This is a genomic window from uncultured Zhongshania sp. (assembly GCF_963975605.1).
Lineage (GTDB): Bacteria > Pseudomonadota > Gammaproteobacteria > Pseudomonadales > Spongiibacteraceae > Spongiibacter > Spongiibacter aquimaris.
Map to the genome: position 1 here is coordinate 60,852 of NZ_CAXBHN010000016.1, position 20,895 is coordinate 81,746.

A 20,895-nucleotide genomic window follows, 5' to 3' on the forward strand; every position below is an offset into this window, starting at 1 on the left:
GCCAGCGATTTGGTGGGCGCGTGATGATGAATCTGTGCTGCGGCGTGTCAGTGAATCAATGCAATTTCAGTGTCTATAGTAGGTTTGATGCGCTGAATCACATTTTTAGTGACTAAAATGTGTTCGGATTGTCAGTGGACGGTTTTTTGGCGAAGCGAATGACTACCACCTTGTGCTGTACGGCATAAAAATTCACCTTCGGTGGATTAATAATAAGGATAATATTTTGTGGATGAAGTTGGGTTAACATTTAGTCAGTTTCAAATTCTCGAAACGAAGCTTAAGCCGCCTAGTATAAGAGCAGAGGCGCTCACTAGAGATCAGTTATCCCAGCACGCAGTGTGTGACACATCAGGCACGGGGTTACTGACTATTGTGGCTTCCGCCGGCTCAGGTAAGAGCACCTTGATGGCCGAGCTGTTTAGTAACTCCGAAAAGAACAGAAAGTATTGTTGCTGGTTGAGTTTGGATGAAGACGACAATGAGTCATCTATTTTTTATAAGTACCTCATCGCCAGCATATACAATCTAGATCCCAAGAGTGCTACTCGTGAATTGGCCTTTCTTAAGGCAAACCCCTCCAGGAATTACAACTCCCTGTTTGACTCGCTGTTAGCCAGAATAATATCGATAAAAAGCAAATTCGTACTGTTTGTAGATGATTTTCAGTTTATCAATAACCCGGATATCGTTCGATTTTGGAATAAACTGATTACTAATACGTCTGCGAATATGTGCGTGGTGATTGCGAGTCGAAATGCATTGCCACTCGATCTAAGTCGTCGCCAAATTTCGGGGATGATAACGGAAGTTAAACAGGAAAAACTCAATTTAACGGCCAGTGAAATCGTCAAGTATTTACAGAGCGTCCATAATATTGAATGCTCTATTGAGTCGGCGGAAACCCTACATAGATCTACCGAAGGGTGGGTGGCTGGTATTCAGCTAGCTGCCTTGGCTATGTCTAATTCCACTGAATCAGTGACGACATTTATTGAAGGATTCACGGGAAAGGATAAATCGCTAACGGAGTACCTATTAAAGACCGTGCTGGGGGCCTTGCCCTCAGAAGTGCGAGAGTTCCTTTTACTTACCTCCCCCTTAATTCGCTTCTCAGCCAGTCTTTGTAATCATGTTAGTCATTTGGCTAATGGCCACGCAATGCTGGATTATCTGGATAAAAATAATCTTTTCATCGTAAGCGAGGATCGCGAAGCGGTTTGGTTTAGATACCATCATTTGTTCGCTGATTTTCTGCGATCAGAGCTTAAAAAGGTGAATCCGGCTAAGTATAAAGAGGTCTGCATTAACGCGGCTAAATGGTGCGAAAATGAAGACATGCTTACCGAGGCAATACAGTATTATTTAACATCGAAAAGTTTTGAGAAAGCAGCGGATTTAATAACGACTAGAGCGCCAGATTTTGCCTTACTTCGGGGAGATCACTATACCGTACTCGATTGGATGCGCCGTTTACCGGCAGAATACCATGCCAATCGTCCAAGACTTCTACTGGTGCATGCATGGTCTAGTGCATTTAGTCGTGATCCTGAAAACGCAGTCGACCTTTGCCGAAAAGTATTGGCCGGATTGGCTGATCCCAGCTTGTTCTTGTGGTCACTAAGTGATGTTGAAAAGGACGAATGTTATTGGCGGGCCAAATCGACAGAGGCGATCGCGACAGTTTGCGCGGACGAATTAGTGACTAGCTCCGGGCTGTGCGAAAGTGCGCTGAGTGAAATCCCTTCGACGGAATTTTTTAATATCTCATCTATCCATAATTGCTTGGGTTACGCCTTGCTCGGCCGGCGAGAATACCTGAAAAGTGTGCATCATGCGGCAGAGGGATATAAGTACAGCATTAAGGCGGGCTCTAATTACGCGTCTTTATGGGCGGAATTCGTAGAAGGTGTCGCAAATATTGAAATGGGTAAGCTGCGGATGGCTTTTGAAAGTGCATCAAAAGCATCTTATAAAGCAGGGCCTATCGATGACAACAATATATACCTTTGCGCAATGGCGGATTTCATTCACACCGATATTAATGTGCAAAAATGTAACTTTAATCTCGTTAAGAGAAATTCCTACTATGGTCGATCCTTTCTCTCTCTTTACGGCCCAGTTGAGCCATTGTTACTGGCATTTCGCAATGAAGCGCGACAGTTGGCGTGGGCTGGAAGTTTAGATTTAGCACGCCAGGTCTTACATCAGGGGCAAGAAACCGCGTTAACGACCAATCAGCCTCGCTTGCATTTTGGCTTAGTCGCAGAGGAGATTGAGCTTCAAATTTGGGATAATCAGGCCGCGGCGGCAAGAGAGACTGCGCTGCGAAATGATTTCTTCAATATTCAGAAAGAGGATGTGCCGGAAGAGCTAATACCCGCGTTTTCGGACACCTCGCAACTACTTCTCGCTCGCTTGTATCTAGCTGAAAATAAGGTGGAAGAGGCCTACAAAATCATTGTGAAACTCATCAACTTAACCCAGATGAAGTACAGTGAGAGCATGCGCCAGTTGTATACCTTGCGAACAATGAAAGCGGTAGCACTATGGCAACTTGGCAGTAAAAAAGAGAGTGCCAGGGAATTAGATAAAGTCATCACTGCGGCCTGTTTAGAAGATCACGCTTATCCAATCGTTGTGTCTGGGCGCCGAGTTGTGCCTATCTTAGAGGAAATGCAATCTAAGCGCGCCAATGGAATTTTAAGTGGCGAGCTTAGTGTAAAGCATGAATTTGTAGACCGGCTGCTCCGCCTTTTAAATGGTGATGCGAAAGATACGGTCGGCGATAGCAAATCTGAGTCGTTTGAAGGGGATAGCTGCGAGTTAACTAACCGCGAGGTCGATATACTTAAATTAGTTGGTGCGGGAATGACTAACAATGATATTGCACGCGAGTTGATGCTATCAATCGCGACGGTTAAATGGCATCTCCATAATGTTTACCAGAAAGTCGAAGTGCGTAGCAGAACTGCAGCAGCAGCCTATGCGAGAAAGATAAATCTTATCTAAGGTTTGTTTTAAAACCGTTCCCTATCTGAGGTAGATATTCAGTTTCTGAGCAAATTTAGCTTTAGAGGCTAGGGTTTTATTAGCTCGATAGAAGGGTTTACCCTCCTTTGAAAGAAAATCACCATATTTGTTACTTATTTTAAGCGTAATGGTTGCGAATAAAATTTGTCGTAACTAATTGATATTAAATGTTTTTGTTGTGTTTATGTGCGTGCTACCCAACCTTTAGGTGTGGGTGTGGTTTTATAAACTTACTAAACCCCATCTATCGGTTTGTCTTAGTTCCATTTGATTGTGTAATCCTAGCAACATAAGAACTAAGGAGAGTAGCCATGAATACACTTTCTTGTGGCCATCCAATGGATGGCTTTCCGGTGCGTCCCCTTCAATTTGATTTGAGTAAAGTCGAATTTAACGACCCGTTGTGGAGCCGAACTAAGCCAGAATTCTCATTATTCATTAATTCGCTGGGAGTGCATGTTCCGTATTTTGAGCGCTACCTGGTGAGAGCATTATCTTTGGCTAAAAAGCTTATAAAAGACGAGTCGCTACTGCGCGACGTGTCCGCCATTATCGGTCAAGAAGGTCATCACGCCAAGAATTTTATTTCCGTAAATCAGTGGTTGTCAAAAAGATATCCTGAAATTGAGTACTACGATAAGCGAGCGCGAAAGTACTTTTCGGACCATGCAAAGAATGACGATATGAGGCGCTTACTCGGCTTCACTGCAGGATATGAGACATTCACATTCCTTGGCGGAATCATCATTTTAGACAAGCACGAAGAGTGGTTTAAGGACAGCGACGGCGTGATGAAAGCCTTGTGGATGTGGCACCAGGTTGAAGAGGTTGAGCATGGAGCGGTGGCATTCGACGTCTATAAATACTTGTATGGCGAGTTTGAGTGGTATCGGAAATGGATGGTGTTGTCAGCCTTGGTGCATATCGCCAAAGAAACCATTGAATGCTATTGGGCGATGGCAAAAGTAGAGGGTTGGCTAAGAAACCCCTTTGTGGCCACCCAAAAAATGTGTTTCTGCTTTACTACTTTGGGGCGATTCCTGAAGTCAGCACTGCCTGTATTCAAAAGAGATTATCACCCAAGGCTGCACCCAAAAGTGAATACGATCCAAAATCCAATCCAAATTGCTTGGCGCCGATACGAGAAAAGTGGAGGTGATGTGCTTGAGATCGACCGTCAGCGCATGGCCGAAATAATGAACGTGGCGTAAAACCAAAAGTAATTCGAATTTAATTAAGTAACTTTAGCTGGGAATGGTATTTAGGTGAAAAGTAATTTAGAAAAAGTGGATATTATATTTATAGAAAGTAGTGGTGTGGAAAAAACGGTATCTGCAAGTGTTGGTGTAAGTCTTATGTCGGTTGCTAAAGACAATATGATTGAGGGTATCGACGCTGATTGTGGCGGGTGTTGTGCTTGCGGTACTTGCCGAATATACGCCGAAACTAATATCGATAGATTATTTCCCGACCCAGATGAAATGGAGTCGGCAATGTTGGAGTTTGCTGCAGACGATGGTTCGGCGCAAAGATTAAGTTGCCAGTTAGAAGTGGGCGCGGCGTTTTCAGGTTTACGTGTGCGCGTGGTGGTCTGATTTAGAGCACGGCTTGATGATGAGAATAGTAATAATAAAGTATAAAAATATAGGGTCTAACAATGGATAATTATCGATTTCGTATTGCTGCATGAGTGATGCGTAACAGATTGATAGCGGTATTTTGTTTTGTTTGCATTACCGTGTTTTTTGCTGTGGGAATGCGTGGGCTAACCATAAAAACCATATTCTCGGATTTACTACCTAAAGATGACCCCTACGTTCAGGTGTTTAGTGATCATCCTAATTTTGGTAATCCCTTAACCGTAACGGTTATGATTAAGCGCACGACAGGCGATATTTATAATGCCGATACATTGCGTAAAGTGTGGGAGTTTACTCGCGCGATAGATCTGGTGCCTGGGATTAACCACGACTCACTTATCTCAATAGCAACTGAGAAAGCGCGTTACGCAGAAGCCACGCCAAATGGCGTAGATATGCGTCCCTTGATGGAAGACACTGTACCATCTTCGCAGGCTGCTCTGGATGATTTTCGTCGCCGAGTTGAACAAAGTCCCAATGTCCGCACCTTCTACGTTTCAGGTGACGAAACGGCGACCATCATCACGGCTGCATTCTTGGAAAATCTCCTGGATTATGATGTTGTTTTTTCGTCAGTACAGGATTTGGCAGCTAAATATCGCGATGATAATCATGAAGTATATGTCGTTGGGCAGCCTATCCTGACCGGTTGGGTTTATAAGCTGCAAGAACAAACATACATGATATTTGGCATAACATTGCTTGCGCTGGTTGTCGCACTGGCTTTGTACATGCGTAATATTGCCGGTACTTTAACGCCGATTATATGCAGTTCGGTAGCAGCAGTTTGGGGTTTTGGCTTGGTGGGTTGGATATCAGCGCCGATAGAGCCGTTGTTGATGATTGTCCCACTGCTATTGGTTGCTAGATCCTTCTCACACTGTGTTCAGTTTAGTGAAAGATACTACGAGATTTATGCACATCTAAAGGATAAAAGGAAATCTGCCGAAGTAGCGATGGGCGTCATGATGGCACCCTCTATTCTGGGGGTTATCACCGAGGTTCTGTCGCAAATATAGTATTCTTCGTAGAAAATCGACAATCAGTTTTCGGCTTACGCAGCTAAAGCGTAAAATTGGTCGGTCGGTGTCAATGCGCCCGCCAAATTTTTCTTCATTTGCCCTTTCTGCAACATAGCAACTAGCTCAATTCCAGCCAAAGTACTTTGGGCGCAGTGAAAGCTTTTAAAGCCTAGCATCGATCGTGTTATTCGCTTTACACGACGATGATCCTGCTCTACAACATTGTTAAGATATTTGCATTGACGGATTTTTACTCGTCGATGATTTTCTTGATTAAATCTATTGATTCCAGCTTTATTAGCTCCACTTTTATCTATATTGATCATGCTAGGCTGACCATTACGGCTGATGGATTTGTTAAGGAAACGCGCCGCAGCTTTGGTATCACGCTTTGCGGCGAGTAGGAAATCAACCGTATTCCCTTGTTTATCGACGGCGCGATAATAATATCTCCACTCACCTTTTACCTTGATGTATGTTTCGTCAAGTCGCCAGCGGCTGCCTGGTTGTTTCTTCTTTTGATGAAAGGCTTTTTCCAACTTTGATGCATAGTAAACAACCCATCGATTCAATGTACTATGGTCAACTTTAATGCCGCGCTCAGCCATCATCTCCTCAATGTTCCGGTAACTTAGTGAATAGGCGCAGTACCATCGGACGCACTGGAGGATAATGCATTTGGGAGTGTGACGACCTTTGAAAGTGATCATACATGGCTCATATGGATATTTTGGAAATTCAATTCTAGCAAATAAGCTGCGGCTTCTGTTTTATGCGACAGAACCTACAGTCTTCCGTCATTGCTATATTCAGCGGATTTCTAAAGTGGCAATGCGTGTTGATACAGAATCATAGCGCGCAGTTTGTTATATCCACTCTTCATCGCCCTCTGGACCAATTAACGAGCTAATACCGTCGTGTCGAATGATGCGTTGAACTTCTTTTAGTGCGTCAGAGTCGATTTCAAAAGTATCGTCCCAAACCGTGGAGTTATTGTATTCATCAATCACCTCAAGACACCATCGACTTTCTCCTTCGAGTTTATATATTTCGACGCGCACGAATTGGTTCCCGCTGAATAGCTCTTGAGATAGGGGTGAGATTATAACGATTGAAATATTTTGCATACAGATTGGCCTTGGGCGCGGTTGCCTTGGGTTGTCATTTGCAGGTGACCGCCAGTTTCCTATTCGGTGCGTTTTAGCACAAGTTCGGCTTTTGGCTCGAGCAATGAGTGGATATATTAATTGGTCTCGAGTCTCGGTGGCTTTGGATTAATTTTATTGTTACTGCAGTAGTAGCTAGGTGACCGAAGGTCATGGAAGCGGTTGCTACGTGTAGGTCTAAATTCAAAAGTGTCACGGAAAACGTCACGGAGTGTCACGGGGAGTAAAAACCATCAGGCGAAAAAAAACGGCAAGCCAGTAAGTAACTGATTTACCGTTCTTTTATTTGGTAGCGGGGGCAGGATTCGAACCTACGACCTTCGGGTTATGAGCCCGACGAGCTACCAGACTGCTCCACCCCGCAACTGATCTTTTGTCTTTTTCTCTAAGACAGGGCGCGCATTATAGGGAGGGAAATTCGCTATTGCAACCGCTTCTCGAAGATAAAACTAAAAAAGCCGACATTTATTGTTTTGCTTTGAAAAACAACAGCTTTAGATTCTCTTTCAACGTCCCGTCCCGTTTGTTGCAGGAGTTGGGGATTCCTAAAATGCGCTCACTTGAGGTGTTGCTTATTTGAGTGCGTCAGCTTCGCTGACCACGGGGCGGTCGGTTTTGGTGCCGCGCATGATGTTGCCTTCTGGCGGTGTGTTGCCGTCCCAGTGGGCCAACATCACGTGGTCATCGTGTACTTCCACTAATACGCCGACAAAGGGCATGTCCATCATGCTGCCTTCAACGCGGTAGCTAACAAGATCGCCAGCTTTAAAGGTGTCGGGTTCAAAATTCAGGTCAAACGGGCATTTTTCGTCGCTTGAGCTACCCATATTCATCATGGTGTGTGGCCTCTTTCTGGTGGGTGGCAATAGTTGTTAGACGGAGGATTATAGCAATTATTGAGTATGTAGCTAGCGAAGCGAGGTGTTTCTCCGTAGTTCGTTGGCCTTCGCCAGTGCTATATATTTAGAGCTTATCAAGCTAGTCTGTGTCTTTCGACTTAGCTGATGAGAGTAAACAACAATGAAAGTCCTGCGTTTCGTTATCTATGTTGTGATCGTATTGATGGCGACGCCTTTCTTGCTGGTGCATTACGGCCCGCCCGGTGTGGCGACGACGTCAAAGGTCGCTTTGCACGCCTTGGTGGGCTACGGCGGCGATGAGCCGGATGGCAATATTGTTCGTCGTCAATTGAGTGTTGCTGAAGGCTATCGCTTGGACTTGTATGCGACGGGTCTTGGTAAAATTCGCTTTATGCATGTCACCGATGCGGGAGATATTTTGCTCAGTCGTCCACGCAGCGGCGAGGTGCTGATTTTAAAAGCCGATACCAGTGGCGATCGATCGCCAGATGACATCCGAGTATTGCTAAGCGGTCTGACTCGTCCCCACGGCCTGGATTATGCCGATGGCTGGTTATATATCGCCGAATCCAATGGCGTTGCTAAAGTCGCGTTTGATGTTGAGTCTGGCGACATCATTGGTGACATTTCGAGGGTGGTGACGGGGCTCGGCGATAAGGGCGGTCATTGGACTAAGACATTGCGTATTGGTACTGATGGCTGGTTGTATTTGAGTTCGGGCTCAACATGTAATGTTTGCGAGGAGACGGATCCTCAGCGTGCAACGATTATGCGGTTTAAGCCAGATGGAAGTGAGCTTGAGGTGTATGCAAGTGGTTTGCGCAACAGTGTTGGTATGGACTGGTCGCCATGGAGCAATGAGTTGTTTGCAACGGACAACGGTCGAGATTTGCTCGGGGATGATTTTCCACCGTGTGAGTTAAATAATATTGTGGCGGGTGGGTTTTACGGCTGGCCCTATTTCAACGCATCTACCCCTGATCCCGATTTGGGTGACAAGCTGCCCAGTGATTTGCCGGCGAACCGGCCGCCAGCCCATGAATTTAGAGCTCACAACGCGCCTTTGGGCATTCGTTTTATACGGCATAGCAAGCTAGCGGGGTTTGAGCGCAGCGCACTAGTCGCCTTGCATGGCTCGTGGAATCGCAGCATACCCGATGGTTATAAAGTTGTTTCCCTGCAATGGCAGCCCGATGACACGATTGTCGAAAGCGATTTTGTCACTGGATTTTTGCAAGACGGAAAATTGCTGGGGCGTCCGGTAGACGTTGCTGAAGCCCGCGATGGCAGTATTTTTATTTCTGATGATTACTCTGGCTCTATTTATCGTGTGGTTCCTGCCGATGGCGCTGAGTCGTCATTTAGTCTGACCTCAACGGTGAAAACGCCAGACACGAATATCGGGGTGCTGGACGCTTACGACGCAACACAACGAGCAGCCTTAGTCTCGCAGGGGGAGGCGCTTTATCAGCAATTTAATTGTGCGGGCTGTCATGTTCCGCAGACGGCAAATGCGCTGACCGCGCTGCATGAGCGTTACAATGCGGCGAGTTTGACGGATTTCTTTAGCGCGCCAACACCGCCTATGCCCGCTTTTCCCTTGAGCGCGGAGCAGCGAGAGGCTTTGGCGGTGTACTTGTTTGATCGGGAATTAAGGTCGGCGAAATAAGTCTTGCTTAGCGGTCTTGTGTGTCGTTTTCTGTCCGTCGGATAATGGCTTGCAAGTCGCTGCGGCGATCAAACATGCGGTCTGTATACATATTGAGCAGACCGCGTAAGGCCGCGAAGGGCGCCCAGCGTTTTGGCACAATAATGCGTGGCGCACGTTTAGCTAATCCTTGCGTAACTGCCAATGCGACCACCTCGGGCGTGATCAACTGCCGGAACGGGGCGGGAAATACCTTTTCAATTAATTCAGACGCGTGGGGGTTGGCGCCGAAGGCAACACGGGTCATCGGCGTTTTTATCCACCCTGGGTAAAGCACGGTGGCGGTGGCGCCTGTGCCAGCCAGCTCTGCGCGCAGGGCGCGACCAAAGCTTTCCACTCCGGCTTTAGACATGGCATAGGGCGCATTGATGACGCCATTGCCAAAGGCATAAACGGATGATGTGACTAGCACTTGTCCCTTGGCCTTCATGATTTCTGGCAGTGCCGCGCGGACTGTTCGCCAAACACCTAGCAGGTCAATTTCGATAATGCGTTCAAATTCGATTTCATCTGCGCTGGCAATGGTTTTGGGGGTTTGCCAAGCTACACCGGCATTGGCAAAAACGATATCGAGGCGATTAAACTTTTCAACCGCCTTGGCGACCAGCGCTTTGCTTGCATCTAGGTCAGTTACATCTAGGGTGTGCCACATGACGCGACTGGTGTCGAATTCGGCGGCGAGTTTTTCAAGTGCATCGGCGCCAAGGTCGGTCAGCACCAGGCTGGCTCCCTGACGATAAAATTCCCTCGCACTGGCCGCGCCAATGCCACCTGCGGCGCCGGTAATAAAAATAACTTTATTATTAAAATTATAATGAGTCATATGGTATTCCGTCGCCGTTATTGCGTTATGTATGTCGAACGGGGCGAGCGTCGCCCCGCGTTCTTACAGAGCGTGGCATCGCGCTGCCCCAAACCCGCCGACTGTAACGTCGCGCTCACAGTTTCATTCCCCGCGCGTTGTGCAGGGCGTCGTGGTAGAAGGCCAGTTGGTCAGCAATGCCAGTATCGAAGTCTTTGCCGGTATAAATGTCAAAATGGCCGATATCATATTGTTTAAGCGTGGCAGTGTTAGGCATGAGTTTGGCCATTTTGATCGCCGCTTTAGCGGGCGCGACGGTGTCTTTATTGCAGACTTGAATCAGCGCAGGGCAGCGAATCTTTTTCGCTTTGCTAATCGGGCGATACAAGGACAACACTAATACGGTGCGGGCGCTCATTTCATTGCGCCAGCCGGGGGCGGTGATGGCGTGATAGCCGCTGAGCGCGTCGTGACTAGTCATGGCGGCGAGTGCGCCGGGCTCGGCAATGAGGGGGATATAAAGAGGGCTCATGCCGAGTGTTGCACGGGCCTGATCAATTAAGCCGCAGCTGCTTAGCTTGCTTAAGTGAACTGGGCCGGCGTATTTTAAAATTTCTAAGCTGGCGGCGCGGCCGTCGACCATTGGTCCCTGGGCCGAGACAGCTAACAAGCGCTGATCTTCTGCCGCAATACTGAGCACATGACCGCCCGAGAATGACGTTCCCCACAATATGATCTGCTCAGAATTCACGCCTTTCAGCTGGCGGGCAAAGTCGATGGCGGCACGCCAGTCCTTGAGCTGATCGCTGACTTTTAGCAGTTGGCGGGGTTCGCCGTCGCTATCGCCAAAGTAGCGATAATCAAAAACAAGGACATGATAACCCTCGGCGGAAAAGCGTTCGGCGTATGGGGCGAGGCCGCATTCGCGGGTGCCACCTAAGCCGTGGGCCATTACTATGCAGGCGCTGTTTTCCTGGTCTGATTGGCTGGGGTAGTGCCACGCGCTGCAGCGTGTTCCCTCGCTATCAAATTCCACATCAAAACGTGTGGTGCTGGTGTGTGTCGTCATAGCTCGCTCCCAAGTTCCTTATTATTTTCTCTAGCATTGTATTATTTCACTGCAGCGTCGCACTGTGGGCGGCGCGCTCGAATGAAAAGGCGTGTCGGCGCTCTTGTCTATAATGCACGTATTCGCGGGAATGTCCCGCACTCTGTTTGGGTTTTATATGGCGGGGTGTTGCTACGCCCTGGGTGGCGCAGCTTGCCTGCAATCTTTATTGAAGCCATTCAGCATCTCTAGTGTTGATAAAATCACCCTCGCCATCAACATTGATATTAGCGCCTGAAATCACCATTAAGCCATCTGCGCCACTGCATCCTTCTGCGCAGCGCAAGTAGCCAACGAGTGAATAAAAGTGTATCGCGCCAGTGGTAGAGACCGAATAGTGATGGCTGCTAGTGATAGCTGTTAATGAATGCGCGGTTGTGCGGGGCCGTTGACTCTCTGGTCGGTAAACAGGATAGTGAGTCGCAATCTAATAATTGGCCTGCAATGTGCAGCTATATGCCAATGTGTATTGTATAAATTCTATGGAGTGGGTGATGAAGTCGGTATTTCTATTCGTGGTAACTGCATTTTTATTTGCCTGTGCGGGCAATGAGACGGTGGTCTATTCCAATGGATTCAGTTTCTCGAAATATGAATACGTGGTGATTGAAGGCGATGATAATAGTGCGGCCTATGGCTTGGACGTCGCGTTTGGCAATATCATTTCCGATTACCATTTAGCCGTGGTGGGTTCTAAGGAATACGATAATTTGCAATATGCGCAAAAGAAACGTGTATTGGGTGCGCGGGTTTCGGTGAATGGTGATAGTGACCGTATAGTGATGGGCGTCGCGTTTCAGGACTATATTACTGGCCGCACAGTTGCCAGTATGGGCTCGTCGGAAAAAGGCGATGTGTTCGATAAAGGCGATAGAGAGGAGGTCTTCCAGTTAGTGATGAGATCGGTTACCACCGCTATTAATGCTGATCGGGAGCAGGCATTAGCGACAAGTTCTTCAGCCGTCGCTGCGCCTGCACCGGCGCCCGCCGAGGAGGTGCAGCCAAGCACAGTTAATGATCAAGAGCCTGAATACAAGCCCTACACATTGACGCCGGATTTTTCTGAATAGCTGAATTGTGTGCAGAATAAAAATAGTTTTTAACACATTTTGATAAGAACAATTAGGTTTCTTATATGAAGATTCACCAGGTCAAAACGCGTTTATCAAATAGCTATGTAATTGAAGAAATACATCATGGTGAGCCGGCATTATTCATCGTTGATGTGGCGGTCGCCTGTCATCGCTATGTCCTTGGATTTATCGAATCAGACTTAAATTATCCGATCAATAGCGTTAAAGCAGTTGCCTTCACCCACGATGATCCAGATCACTTTGGTGGCGTATTGGCTCTGTCTGCCCTCTGTGGTGCCGCTGTTTTTTCGCCGGATGCCTCGCGTCGCAGCATGCACAAATTCTTCAATGATCCCGCTGGTGTACTAACGCGTATCGGCACCAGCACTCGTGAACTCTTTAGGGCGCGCTCGCGGGCGATGTATTTAAATCGCTCGCGAGATAAGGCCGCTCGTGAGGCACCTAAATTTATTGGCGGCTCCTCTAGCGGTATCGATAACGTTGCTGAGATACGTAGATTAAAAAATAATGACAGCGTGCCAGGCTTTGCTGATTGGACACTGTTACATACCCCCGGTCACTCCTGGGATTCCTGCTGTTTCTACCATCCTTCTAGTAAAAGCATTATCACCGGCGACACCTTGCTTGGTAGCGGGCCGCAGCAGCGAGTGGTTGTGCCCGCTATTTATGCTAATCGGAAACAAATGCAGGGGACGCTAGGGCGTTTGGCGGCACTCGACATTGAGCATATTTATCCCGGTCACGGCAGTGTTATTTCTGACCCCTTGGCGATTGCAAACGAGGCGCGCGCTTTCTCCGCAGGGGCATAGCTCACCCTTCTCAGAAGATTTACTCAACGGCTGTTTACACTGTTCGCAATGATTTCGCGCGTTTTGTGGCCATGCGTCGCTCTGCCAGCATGTGTTTAAGCATGACCCGTAATAACCCCGTGTGGGTATTAGGTTCACGACCTTCGGCTAAATCAATTATCTGACGGTAATACCATTGGGTGGCGGCGCCAAAATTGAGAGTGCGGATTGTTTGATTGCCGCTTTTGGGGCCGAACCAGCCGGCGCCAAGTCGCAGTTCCTTCTCCCAATTTGGCAGGCTGGGGCTTTGGCCGTCGAGCAGCGGCTTGATGTCAGGCTGGCTGCACAGCGGGCGACCAATACCAACGACGTCCAAGGCGCCGCTGTCGAGTGCTTGTTGCATGGCGGCGTGGCTGCGAAAACCGCCAGTGATGGCTAGCGGTATACGGGTGACCTTGCGAATACCGTCGGCGTACTTGAGAAAATAGGCTTCGCGATGTTGGCTTGAGCTGGCCGCAGTGTCGTCAGCGTCGTCGCCCATCAAGGCAAGTTTTTCGTAGGTGCCGCCGGAAATTTCTAATAAATCGATGCCCGCGTCAGATAGCCACTCGGCAACCTGTAAGCTGTCTTCGTGACTAAATCCACCTTTGGAGAAGTCGGCGGAATTCAATTTTACTGAGATCGGAAACTCGGACCGACGGCATCGCGCACAGCGGCCACGGTGTCTAATAGAAAGCGCGCTCGATTTTCCAGTGAGCCACCCCATTGGTCGCCGCGGGTATTTGCCAGTGGCGATAAAAACTGGCTGATCAAATAGCCGTGGGCGGCGTGTATTTGCACACCGGTAAATCCGGCCGCTTTGGCGCTGGCGGCGACTTTGGCGTAGCGATTTATGGTCTGCTTGATGTCAATCTCGGTCATGGGTTTGGGGCGACCGAACATGCCAATAAGATCGATACCGACATCTGAGGGCGCAAGCGGCTGCGCGGATACTTGGCGCTGGCACTGTCGCCCCGGATGATTTATCTGCATCCACAATTGATTATTTGCCGAGGTGCCGGCTTTTGACCAGTCCTGTAGGGCGGCTTCGCCACCGTTGCCATCAATCACCACATTGCCGGGGCGCTCAAGAAAGCGACGATCTACCATGACGTTGCCAGTGACCAATGTTCCTGTGCCGCCTTCGGCCCAGCGCGCGTATAGCGCCGATAAGCGCGGTGTCGCTTGGTCATTGAGGTTGGCGAGGCCTTCGGTCATGGCTGATTTTAAAAGGCGATTGGGCAGCGTCACGCCACAGGGTAGTTTTAGTGGCTCGTTTAGGCTTGGCATGGCGTGGGCTTGTCCTGGAAATTGTTATTGTCTTTGCCGTCATTTAAGAGGCAGGGTATTTATGCACATTAACGAGTATCGCCAACTTATTCTTGCCTTACTGCGCCATAATTTGCGTATGCTGCCGATATATACCTCGTTTTGACTCAGGAGAAATACAGGCGATGTTTGATTTACTCAGTTCAGTAGTGGCGAGTTCGGCGCGCGGTTGGCGCGGTTCGGCGGCGTTTAATGGTGATAAAACCCGCCAACCTGAGAAAATGCTGGTGCTCTATGAATTTGAAGCCTGCCCGTTTTGCCGTGTGGTGAGAGAAGTACTGAGTGAGTTAGATATTGATGTGCTGATTTATCCCTGCCCAGTGGGCGGTATGCGTTTTCGGCCAGACGCCCTGGATATTAGCGGGGTAAGTCAGTTTCCACTGTTGCTCGACCCCAATACCGGCGATGAGATTCTAGAGTCGGCGGAGATCATTGATCACCTCTATAAAAATTACGGCAATGCGAGGCGTGTATCGCCGCGAGGGTTGCGCAGGCAATTATCGATTTCGAGCTCGATGGCGGCCACCGCAGTGCGCTCTATTGGTCGTGCTCGGGGTATGAATGCCAAGCCCTCAGTCGCGCCTGAGCAAGTGCTAGAGCTGTACAGTTTTGAATCCAGTCCCTATTCGCGACCGGTGCGCGAGCTGCTCACCGAATTGGAAATACCCTATATATTGCGCAATTTTGCAAAATCCCGCTGGCAGGAAATGGGTCCCCCGTTGGTGCGTTCGCGCTGGTTTCCGGATGCGCCAATTACCAGTGCCAACCGCCTTCGTTTGCGCGAGTTAACCGGCCGCTCACAAGTCCCCTATTTGATTGATGCTAACACCGGTGTCGCTATGTTCGAGTCCGCCGACATCATGACGTATCTCGCGACTGAATACGGGCGCTAGATTTTTCGACCCTGCGGTATCGGCAGGGTTTTCGTTCTATGGCCGCTAATCCTTGAAGTTGCGAGCAAAATAGCGATAATTGACCGCAAAATTAGCTCCGTCACCGCAGTTTTGGCGAAACTTTTTTGGCGGTCACCATTCCCGCTAATCAGAATATCTCGTCTGGCAGTGCAAGGGGTCGCGTCGATCTACTCTAGCGCTGCACTATCCGCACGGTTGCGCTCTCATTAAGGAAGTTATGAACCCAATTCCGGTAACAAGCTCCCGGCTTCAGCGCGTCTTCACTGATTTGGCCGTGGTAAATGTTGAGCTCAGCAGCAAGCAGTTTGCAGATAAGCTCGGCGAGTTAATTAGCTTGTCCGACGCGATAGTACTGGCTGAGTCCCTGCGGAGCTTGAAAAAAAAGCAATTTGTGGCGGCATCGAGCACGGAGCATCCCAGCGAGTTATTTATGCAGGCGCGCGCTGGGATGCTGGCATTTATAATCAATAGTTTTGTGTTGGAAGGCGACGAAGTGCCGGGTGAAAGCGCGTCGGCGTTTATACTACCGCGCCCCAACCGCGACACATTAGATGATCCGGACGCAGGGTTTGTCGCCTATCAGCGGTTTTATTCACTGCACCAGAGTGAAATGGACCATCGCGTGGTGACGCTGCGGCGGCAGTTGCAGCAGATAATGCAGGGTAAGTCGCCAGAGCTTGCCCAGTTAGCGAGCTTAGACGCCAGCATGGCTGATACCATGGCCGATTTTAGTCGGCGCGCCTTTGCGGGTGTTCCACACTTATTGGCAAAGCGGTTTTATTTTTTGAATCAGCAGTACCGCCAAGCGCGGGCGGAAAATAGCCAATTAAATGAGTCACTTTCGAACTCGGTCCAAGACGAAACCGCACGCTGGTTGCAAAAAGGCGGGTGGTTAGACCGCTTTATTCGCGAGATGCAGGCGGTATTGTTAGCTGAATTAGAGCTGCGGCTCATGCCGGTGATCGGTTTAATTGAAGCACTAGAATTTGAAGTAGAGAAAACACAATGACAAGAATGATTTCGATGGTGGCGTTTGCCATAGGCGCAATAGTCGTGGTTTGGATGGCGTCGGCATTTGTGGGCAGCAATGCGCTGGCCTTGGGTGTCACCGTGCTGATTGCACTGGCGTATACCGTCGGCTTTGCCGAGTTGATACGCTATCAGCAGGCTAGCGCGGCACTGAGTGGCGCCTTGTCGTCCGTTGAAGAGTCTATACAAGATATCGAAAGTTGGTTGGCATCGGTGCCCGCCAGCCTGCGCAATGCCGTACGTCAGCGTGTGCAGGGCGAATATATTGGTTTACCCGCGCCGGTGTTGAGCCCCTATATCATTGGATTGCTAGTGATGCTGGGCCTGCTCGGCACCTTTATCGGCATGGTGGCCACCTTAAAGGGTGCGGTGGTGGCGCTCGAGGGCACGAATGAATTGGAGGCGGTGCGAGCAGGTTTGGCGGCACCAATTAAAGGCCTGGGTATGGCGTTTGCGACCTCGGTGGCGGGGGTGTGCGCGTCGGCGATGTTGGGCTTGATTTCAACCTTAAGTCGCCGCGAGCGGCTATTGGTGTCTCGTCAGCTCGATACCAGTATGAGCACGGTATTCAAACCTTTTTCATTGAGCCAGCAGCGTCGCCAAAGTTATCAGGCCATGCAGTCGCAGGCGGAGGCCCTACCTGTTGTTGCGCAACAGCTCACGCTACTGGCTGATCGTTTAGGGCGCATGGGCGACGACATGGCGGCGACCCTTATGCGCAACCAGGAGCAGTTTCACGCTGCGGCGCAAGGTCAATTTCAAGCCCTGGCTGAATCAGTGGACGCGTCCTTAAAGCAAAGCTTGGCCGACAGCGGCCGTATTGCCGGCGAGAATATAACGCCGGTCATTTCCCGTTTTGTCAGCGATATTCGCGATGATATGAAAGCCAGTCAGCAACAATTACACAGCGCGGCAGCGGCGCATTTGCAGAGTTTAGACGAGCGCTACGCCAGCACATCAGACGATTTTACCCGCGCTTGGCAAGGCGCGGTGACCGCGCAGCAAGCGGGCAGTGAGTCATTACTATCAACAATGGATCAGCGCTTTAGCGAGCTGCTTGCGCAATTCGCCAACAGTTCGCAGGCTATGGTCGGCAGCTTTAATTCCCTCAGCGACGACTGGTTAGAAAAGCAGCAATCCGCCGAGCAAGCGCGTCTTGCCAATTGGTCTACCGTGTTTGAACAAAGTGCGGATTTGCTGCAAAGCAATGCCGAGGCCTTAACGAGTAATGCTCGCGCCGGTAGCCAAGAGTTGATAACCGAGTTCAGCAAATTAGTGACGGCCTCTGAGGAGTTGGTTGCGGCCCGCACGCAAAGCGAAAGTAGCTGGCTAGATAGTTATCAGGCGCGCATGAGCGAGATGACGGCGGCCATAAAATCAGAATTGCAAAGCCTATATACCTTGGAAGAACAGCGCGGCGACGCGGCGGTAAACCGTTTGAATGAATTACAGGCTGCGGTTGCCGAACACTTGGCGAGTTTGGCACATGCGATTGAGGAGCCGATGGGGCGCCTTATCGAGTCGGCCTCTGAAACTCCGCGAATTGCCGCTGAAATCATGACCAAATTACGCGCCGAAATGAATGAAAATATCGAGCGTGACAACAGCCTGCTCGACGAGCGTCGCGAGTTGATGAGCCAGTTAAATGCCCTGTCGGAGTCTTTGCAGGTGTCGGCGGCAGGGCAGCGCGAGGCGGTAGAAAGTATCCTCGGCAATTCCTCAGAATTGCTTGCGACTATCAGCCAAGGGTTTGCTGACAGCGTCAATACTGAATCTAGCAAGTTGTCTGATATCGTTGCTCACTTTGAGGGTAGTAGCGCAGAACTGGCGAGTTTGGGTGATGCCTTTGCGACCGCCGTTAGTCAGTTCAGCGAGGCAAACAGTGGTTTGATCGAGACCTTGCTGAAAGTGGATTCGGGCTTGCAGGGCAGTGGTGAGCGCAGCGACGAGCAAATGGCGTATTACGTTGCGCAGGCGCGGGAAATTATCGACCACAATATGTTGTCTCACCAGGAAATCATGAACCAACTGCAGAGTTTGGCTAAAGGCGTTGTGACTTCTCGTGAGGAAGCGTCGGCATGAGTGTGTCGGAACTAGATAATGGCTTAGATCAAGAACCGCCAATTTGGGCGATTTTCGGCGACCTAATGACCGGGCTGGTCGGCGTGTTTGTGTTGCTATTGGTGTGGGCGCTGGGCTTTCAACTTGAGTTATCGCAGACCCTAGAGAAAGAGATTCAAAAACGAGAAGTCGCCGAGCAACGCCGCTTGGCCCTGGAGCAGGCTTTGGCTGACCCTCTTGCTGCCGGCCGAGTCACCCTGCGCGATGGCAAAATTGGTATCAGTGGCAACGTTTTATTCTCTTTGAATTCTGCAGAATTACAGGACGAAGGCAGAGAACTTTTGCACACGCTGCGGGCGCCCCTGCAAGTTTATCTTGGTGACAATGAGCAATTGCTTATGGTCAGCGGTTTCACCGATGATCTCCCCATTCAAAAAGGCAATTTACATTTTCGCGATAATTGGGAGCTGTCTGCTCAGCGGGCGCTAACCGTCACCCGTGCACTTATCGAAGAGGGCATGCCCGCCGATATGGTGTTTGCCGCCGCCTTTGGCGCGCAGCAGCCGGTGGTGGAAAATAATGATGCTGATAGCCGCTCGCAAAATCGCCGCGTAGAAATGGCGCCAGTGCCACGGGCGCAAGCGGCAGCAGAAAAGGCACCCTAAGCTATGCTGGCAGATTTACAGCGGGATATAGCGCTATTGCGTGAAGAGATGGGCCATCTTTACGATCCCGCGCGTTTCCGCTTTATTGAATCTATGTCCGAGCGGGCAGAGCGTTTGCGAGCGCCTGCACAAGATATTCTGCAAACGAAAATTGCCGATGCTTTATCGCGCTATCGAATTGATCAAGAGGCTAACGCGCAGCGATTAGCGACGTCACTGGCCGAGCTTGGTGAGCGTGACCTCGCATTGGCCGAGACCTTGTTAAACAATGGCGATGATTTCGCTTTTAAAAAATTACTTCTCACTCATCAAAACAATGCGCGCCCAAGCGATAAGGCTATTGCCAAAGTAAAGAGCCTGCGGGAATTGCTGGATGAGAAGCCAGTGAGCAGTGATGCGGCAGCGTCTGCCTTAGAGAGGCAATTGCGGGAACAAGAAAGTCAAAGCTTAAGCGGTGCTGCCTACACCGCCGATATAGCGCTTAGCCAAGGTGATGCCGAGCCGATGTCGGATCAGCGGCCCTTGCAGGCCAGCCAGAAAATGCAGGTTTTTCGGCAGCGCAGCGCAATCGCCAAGCGGGTCGAAATCGCCATACAGCAAGGCCCTGAAAGCCCGGGGCCACTGAATCCACAGATGCTCGCGCTGAAAGCCTTAACGGCCATGCGCGATTTGTCGCCACAGTATTTAAATCGCTATGTGAATTACCTGGATGCGCTGTTCTGGATCGATCACGCTACCGAGCGACCAGAACCGGCAAAGCCCGTTAAAAAAACGCGAAAAACCACTCGGAAAAAATAGAGTACGATTTTTTATAAGCTGGGAAAGTGTCTGAGAAAGTTTGCGTGTTTGAGGGAGTAGTCGCAATAGTGGATAGGCACCGTTTTAACAGGTTAAGGCATTTGAACGGTATCGTGCAGGCCCCTTGACTGTAAATACAATGTAGTTACAATTTAGGCATGGCTCATCTACGATTTGAATGGGATCCTCGCAAGGATGCCGCTAATGTCAAAAAGCACGGTATCTCATTCGATGAGGCTAAAACCGTCTTTACTGACGAGTTCGCCCGTCTTATCGCAGATCCAGACCATTCAGACGCCGAAGATCGATTCATCTTACTTGGAACAAGTATTCATTCTCGTCTATTGGTCGTCTGCCACTGCGTAAGAACGGGTGAATTTATTCGTATTATCTCCGCTCGAAAGGCAGACAAAACAGAACGGAAAGTTTATGAGGGTGTTAAAAATGCGTGATCGTTATGATTTCTCGAAGTCCAAGCCAAACCCCTATGCCAAAAAGCTAAAAAAGCAGGTAACCATCCGACTTGATGAAGATACCATCGAGTATTTTAAAGGCTTGGCGGAGGACAAAGGTGTACCCTACCAAAGCCTAATAAATCTTTATCTGCGTGATTGTGCGCAGTCGCATAAAGAACTTACGATGAAGTGGCAGTAAAGATTATCGCCACAGCATTTAAATCGCGATGCGAATTACCTAGATGCGCTGTTCTGGATCGATCACGTTACCGAGCGACCAGAACCGGCAAAGCCCACTAAAAAACGCGAAAAACCACTCGGAAAAATAGGGCGGTTTCGGATAATAAGTGCAATTGGTAAGAAGGAGGCCAGCTGGTAGAGTCG

The 20,895-nt window shown here is 49.4% G+C and carries 22 protein-coding genes and 1 tRNA gene; 15 read left to right on the forward strand and 8 right to left on the reverse strand.

Annotation, left to right across the window (positions count from 1 at the left end):
• The first annotated feature begins 228 nt into the window (after window positions 1–228).
• The 4 genes from AAC007_RS13250 (at window position 229) to AAC007_RS13265 (ending at window position 5,692) form a co-directional block, all read left to right on the forward strand.
• Window positions 229–3,012: a LuxR C-terminal-related transcriptional regulator gene (locus AAC007_RS13250; RefSeq protein WP_339677398.1), complete on the forward strand. Its 2,784-nt coding sequence runs from the start codon at window positions 229–231 to the stop codon at window positions 3,010–3,012.
• A gap of 332 nt (window positions 3,013–3,344) precedes the next feature.
• A complete protein-coding gene (locus AAC007_RS13255; RefSeq protein WP_295876800.1) occupies window positions 3,345–4,244 on the forward strand; it encodes a metal-dependent hydrolase in 900 nt (299 codons plus the stop codon).
• A gap of 54 nt (window positions 4,245–4,298) precedes the next feature.
• A complete protein-coding gene (locus AAC007_RS13260; protein WP_295876797.1) occupies window positions 4,299–4,628 on the forward strand; it encodes a 2Fe-2S ferredoxin in 330 nt (109 codons plus the stop codon).
• Window positions 4,629–4,726: 98 nt separating this feature from the next.
• On the forward strand, window positions 4,727–5,692 hold the full coding sequence (locus AAC007_RS13265; protein WP_339677400.1) for a hypothetical protein: 966 nt from the start codon (window positions 4,727–4,729) through the stop codon (window positions 5,690–5,692).
• A 35-nt stretch (window positions 5,693–5,727) separates the two neighbouring features.
• Here AAC007_RS13265 and AAC007_RS13270 read toward each other — a convergent pair whose 3' ends face one another.
• The 4 genes from AAC007_RS13270 to AAC007_RS13285 form a co-directional block, all read right to left on the reverse strand.
• Window positions 5,728–6,405, reverse strand: a complete 678-nt coding sequence (locus AAC007_RS13270; RefSeq protein WP_295876792.1) for an IS6 family transposase — start codon at window positions 6,403–6,405, stop codon at window positions 5,728–5,730.
• 156 nt (window positions 6,406–6,561) lie between these two features.
• Window positions 6,562–6,756 carry a hypothetical protein gene (locus AAC007_RS13275; RefSeq protein WP_339677401.1) on the reverse strand — a complete coding sequence of 65 codons (195 nt, stop codon included), beginning with the start codon at window positions 6,754–6,756 and terminating at the stop codon, window positions 6,562–6,564.
• 392 nt (window positions 6,757–7,148) lie between these two features.
• Window positions 7,149–7,225: transfer RNA gene (locus AAC007_RS13280), tRNA-Met, on the reverse strand.
• Between the two features lie 208 nt (window positions 7,226–7,433).
• Window positions 7,434–7,697 carry a hypothetical protein gene (locus AAC007_RS13285; RefSeq protein ID WP_219044399.1) on the reverse strand — a complete coding sequence of 88 codons (264 nt, stop codon included), beginning with the start codon at window positions 7,695–7,697 and terminating at the stop codon, window positions 7,434–7,436.
• A gap of 184 nt (window positions 7,698–7,881) precedes the next feature.
• Here AAC007_RS13285 and AAC007_RS13290 point away from each other — a divergent pair, with 184 nt between their 5' ends.
• Window positions 7,882–9,390: a PQQ-dependent sugar dehydrogenase gene (locus AAC007_RS13290; protein ID WP_339677402.1), complete on the forward strand. Its 1,509-nt coding sequence runs from the start codon at window positions 7,882–7,884 to the stop codon at window positions 9,388–9,390.
• 7 nt (window positions 9,391–9,397) lie between these two features.
• Here AAC007_RS13290 and AAC007_RS13295 read toward each other — a convergent pair whose 3' ends face one another.
• A complete protein-coding gene (locus AAC007_RS13295; protein ID WP_339677404.1) occupies window positions 9,398–10,252 on the reverse strand; it encodes an SDR family NAD(P)-dependent oxidoreductase in 855 nt (284 codons plus the stop codon).
• A gap of 115 nt (window positions 10,253–10,367) precedes the next feature.
• On the reverse strand, window positions 10,368–11,300 hold the full coding sequence (locus AAC007_RS13300; RefSeq protein WP_339677405.1) for an alpha/beta hydrolase: 933 nt from the start codon (window positions 11,298–11,300) through the stop codon (window positions 10,368–10,370).
• Window positions 11,301–11,403: 103 nt separating this feature from the next.
• Between AAC007_RS13300 and AAC007_RS13305 the strand changes: the two genes are divergently transcribed.
• From AAC007_RS13305 to AAC007_RS13315, 3 genes are all read left to right on the forward strand, one after another.
• On the forward strand, window positions 11,404–11,577 hold the full coding sequence (locus AAC007_RS13305) for a hypothetical protein (RefSeq protein ID WP_339677406.1): 174 nt from the start codon (window positions 11,404–11,406) through the stop codon (window positions 11,575–11,577).
• A gap of 256 nt (window positions 11,578–11,833) precedes the next feature.
• Complete coding sequence (locus AAC007_RS13310; RefSeq protein WP_339677407.1) at window positions 11,834–12,409, forward strand: hypothetical protein; 576 nt, start codon at window positions 11,834–11,836, stop codon at window positions 12,407–12,409.
• 65 nt (window positions 12,410–12,474) lie between these two features.
• Window positions 12,475–13,242: an MBL fold metallo-hydrolase gene (locus AAC007_RS13315; protein ID WP_339677408.1), complete on the forward strand. Its 768-nt coding sequence runs from the start codon at window positions 12,475–12,477 to the stop codon at window positions 13,240–13,242.
• 34 nt (window positions 13,243–13,276) lie between these two features.
• On the opposite strand, the gene AAC007_RS13320 is transcribed toward AAC007_RS13315, so the two are convergent.
• Both AAC007_RS13320 and AAC007_RS13325 read right to left on the reverse strand, forming a co-directional pair.
• On the reverse strand, window positions 13,277–13,891 hold the full coding sequence (locus tag AAC007_RS13320) for a hypothetical protein (RefSeq protein WP_339677410.1): 615 nt from the start codon (window positions 13,889–13,891) through the stop codon (window positions 13,277–13,279).
• Window positions 13,892–13,893: 2 nt separating this feature from the next.
• Complete coding sequence (locus AAC007_RS13325; RefSeq protein WP_339677412.1) at window positions 13,894–14,550, reverse strand: hypothetical protein; 657 nt, start codon at window positions 14,548–14,550, stop codon at window positions 13,894–13,896.
• 164 nt (window positions 14,551–14,714) lie between these two features.
• On the opposite strand from AAC007_RS13325, the gene AAC007_RS13330 reads away from it, so the two are divergent.
• From AAC007_RS13330 to AAC007_RS13360, 7 genes are all read left to right on the forward strand, one after another.
• Complete coding sequence (locus AAC007_RS13330; protein ID WP_339677413.1) at window positions 14,715–15,482, forward strand: glutathione S-transferase N-terminal domain-containing protein; 768 nt, start codon at window positions 14,715–14,717, stop codon at window positions 15,480–15,482.
• Window positions 15,483–15,720: 238 nt separating this feature from the next.
• Window positions 15,721–16,512, forward strand: coding sequence for a DUF3348 family protein (locus tag AAC007_RS13335; RefSeq protein WP_339677414.1), 792 nt, complete (start codon window positions 15,721–15,723; stop codon window positions 16,510–16,512).
• Window positions 16,509–18,614: a hypothetical protein gene (locus tag AAC007_RS13340; protein ID WP_339677415.1), complete on the forward strand. Its 2,106-nt coding sequence runs from the start codon at window positions 16,509–16,511 to the stop codon at window positions 18,612–18,614. The genes AAC007_RS13335 and AAC007_RS13340 overlap by 4 nt, the downstream gene beginning before the upstream one ends.
• Window positions 18,611–19,258, forward strand: coding sequence for an OmpA family protein (locus AAC007_RS13345; protein WP_219044386.1), 648 nt, complete (start codon window positions 18,611–18,613; stop codon window positions 19,256–19,258). Before AAC007_RS13340 ends, AAC007_RS13345 begins: the two co-directional genes overlap by 4 nt.
• Before the next feature lie 3 nt (window positions 19,259–19,261).
• Window positions 19,262–20,056 carry a DUF2894 domain-containing protein gene (locus tag AAC007_RS13350; RefSeq protein ID WP_339677416.1) on the forward strand — a complete coding sequence of 265 codons (795 nt, stop codon included), beginning with the start codon at window positions 19,262–19,264 and terminating at the stop codon, window positions 20,054–20,056.
• 158 nt (window positions 20,057–20,214) lie between these two features.
• The gene (locus AAC007_RS13355; RefSeq protein WP_339677417.1) at window positions 20,215–20,508 is read left to right on the forward strand and encodes a BrnT family toxin; all 294 of its coding nucleotides are present in this window, start codon (window positions 20,215–20,217) and stop codon (window positions 20,506–20,508) included.
• A complete protein-coding gene (locus tag AAC007_RS13360; RefSeq protein WP_295876614.1) occupies window positions 20,501–20,710 on the forward strand; it encodes a BrnA antitoxin family protein in 210 nt (69 codons plus the stop codon). Before AAC007_RS13355 ends, AAC007_RS13360 begins: the two co-directional genes overlap by 8 nt.
• Window positions 20,711–20,895: the final 185 nt, after the last annotated feature.

Coding starts and splice junctions, on each gene's coding strand:
- AAC007_RS13255 (WP_295876800.1), top strand. CDS start 3,345: ATGAATACACTTTCTTGTGGCCATCCAATGGATGGCTTTCCGGTGCGT.
- AAC007_RS13265 (WP_339677400.1), top strand. CDS start 4,727: ATGCGTAACAGATTGATAGCGGTATTTTGTTTTGTTTGCATTACCGTG.
- AAC007_RS13270 (WP_295876792.1), bottom strand. CDS start 6,405: ATGATCACTTTCAAAGGTCGTCACACTCCCAAATGCATTATCCTCCAG.
- AAC007_RS13285 (WP_219044399.1), bottom strand. CDS start 7,697: ATGATGAATATGGGTAGCTCAAGCGACGAAAAATGCCCGTTTGACCTG.
- AAC007_RS13290 (WP_339677402.1), top strand. CDS start 7,882: ATGAAAGTCCTGCGTTTCGTTATCTATGTTGTGATCGTATTGATGGCG.
- AAC007_RS13295 (WP_339677404.1), bottom strand. CDS start 10,252: ATGACTCATTATAATTTTAATAATAAAGTTATTTTTATTACCGGCGCC.
- AAC007_RS13300 (WP_339677405.1), bottom strand. CDS start 11,300: ATGACGACACACACCAGCACCACACGTTTTGATGTGGAATTTGATAGC.
- AAC007_RS13310 (WP_339677407.1), top strand. CDS start 11,834: ATGAAGTCGGTATTTCTATTCGTGGTAACTGCATTTTTATTTGCCTGT.
- AAC007_RS13315 (WP_339677408.1), top strand. CDS start 12,475: ATGAAGATTCACCAGGTCAAAACGCGTTTATCAAATAGCTATGTAATT.
- AAC007_RS13325 (WP_339677412.1), bottom strand. CDS start 14,550: ATGCCAAGCCTAAACGAGCCACTAAAACTACCCTGTGGCGTGACGCTG.
- AAC007_RS13330 (WP_339677413.1), top strand. CDS start 14,715: ATGTTTGATTTACTCAGTTCAGTAGTGGCGAGTTCGGCGCGCGGTTGG.
- AAC007_RS13335 (WP_339677414.1), top strand. CDS start 15,721: ATGAACCCAATTCCGGTAACAAGCTCCCGGCTTCAGCGCGTCTTCACT.
- AAC007_RS13340 (WP_339677415.1), top strand. CDS start 16,509: ATGACAAGAATGATTTCGATGGTGGCGTTTGCCATAGGCGCAATAGTC.
- AAC007_RS13345 (WP_219044386.1), top strand. CDS start 18,611: ATGAGTGTGTCGGAACTAGATAATGGCTTAGATCAAGAACCGCCAATT.
- AAC007_RS13350 (WP_339677416.1), top strand. CDS start 19,262: ATGCTGGCAGATTTACAGCGGGATATAGCGCTATTGCGTGAAGAGATG.
- AAC007_RS13355 (WP_339677417.1), top strand. CDS start 20,215: ATGGCTCATCTACGATTTGAATGGGATCCTCGCAAGGATGCCGCTAAT.
- AAC007_RS13360 (WP_295876614.1), top strand. CDS start 20,501: ATGCGTGATCGTTATGATTTCTCGAAGTCCAAGCCAAACCCCTATGCC.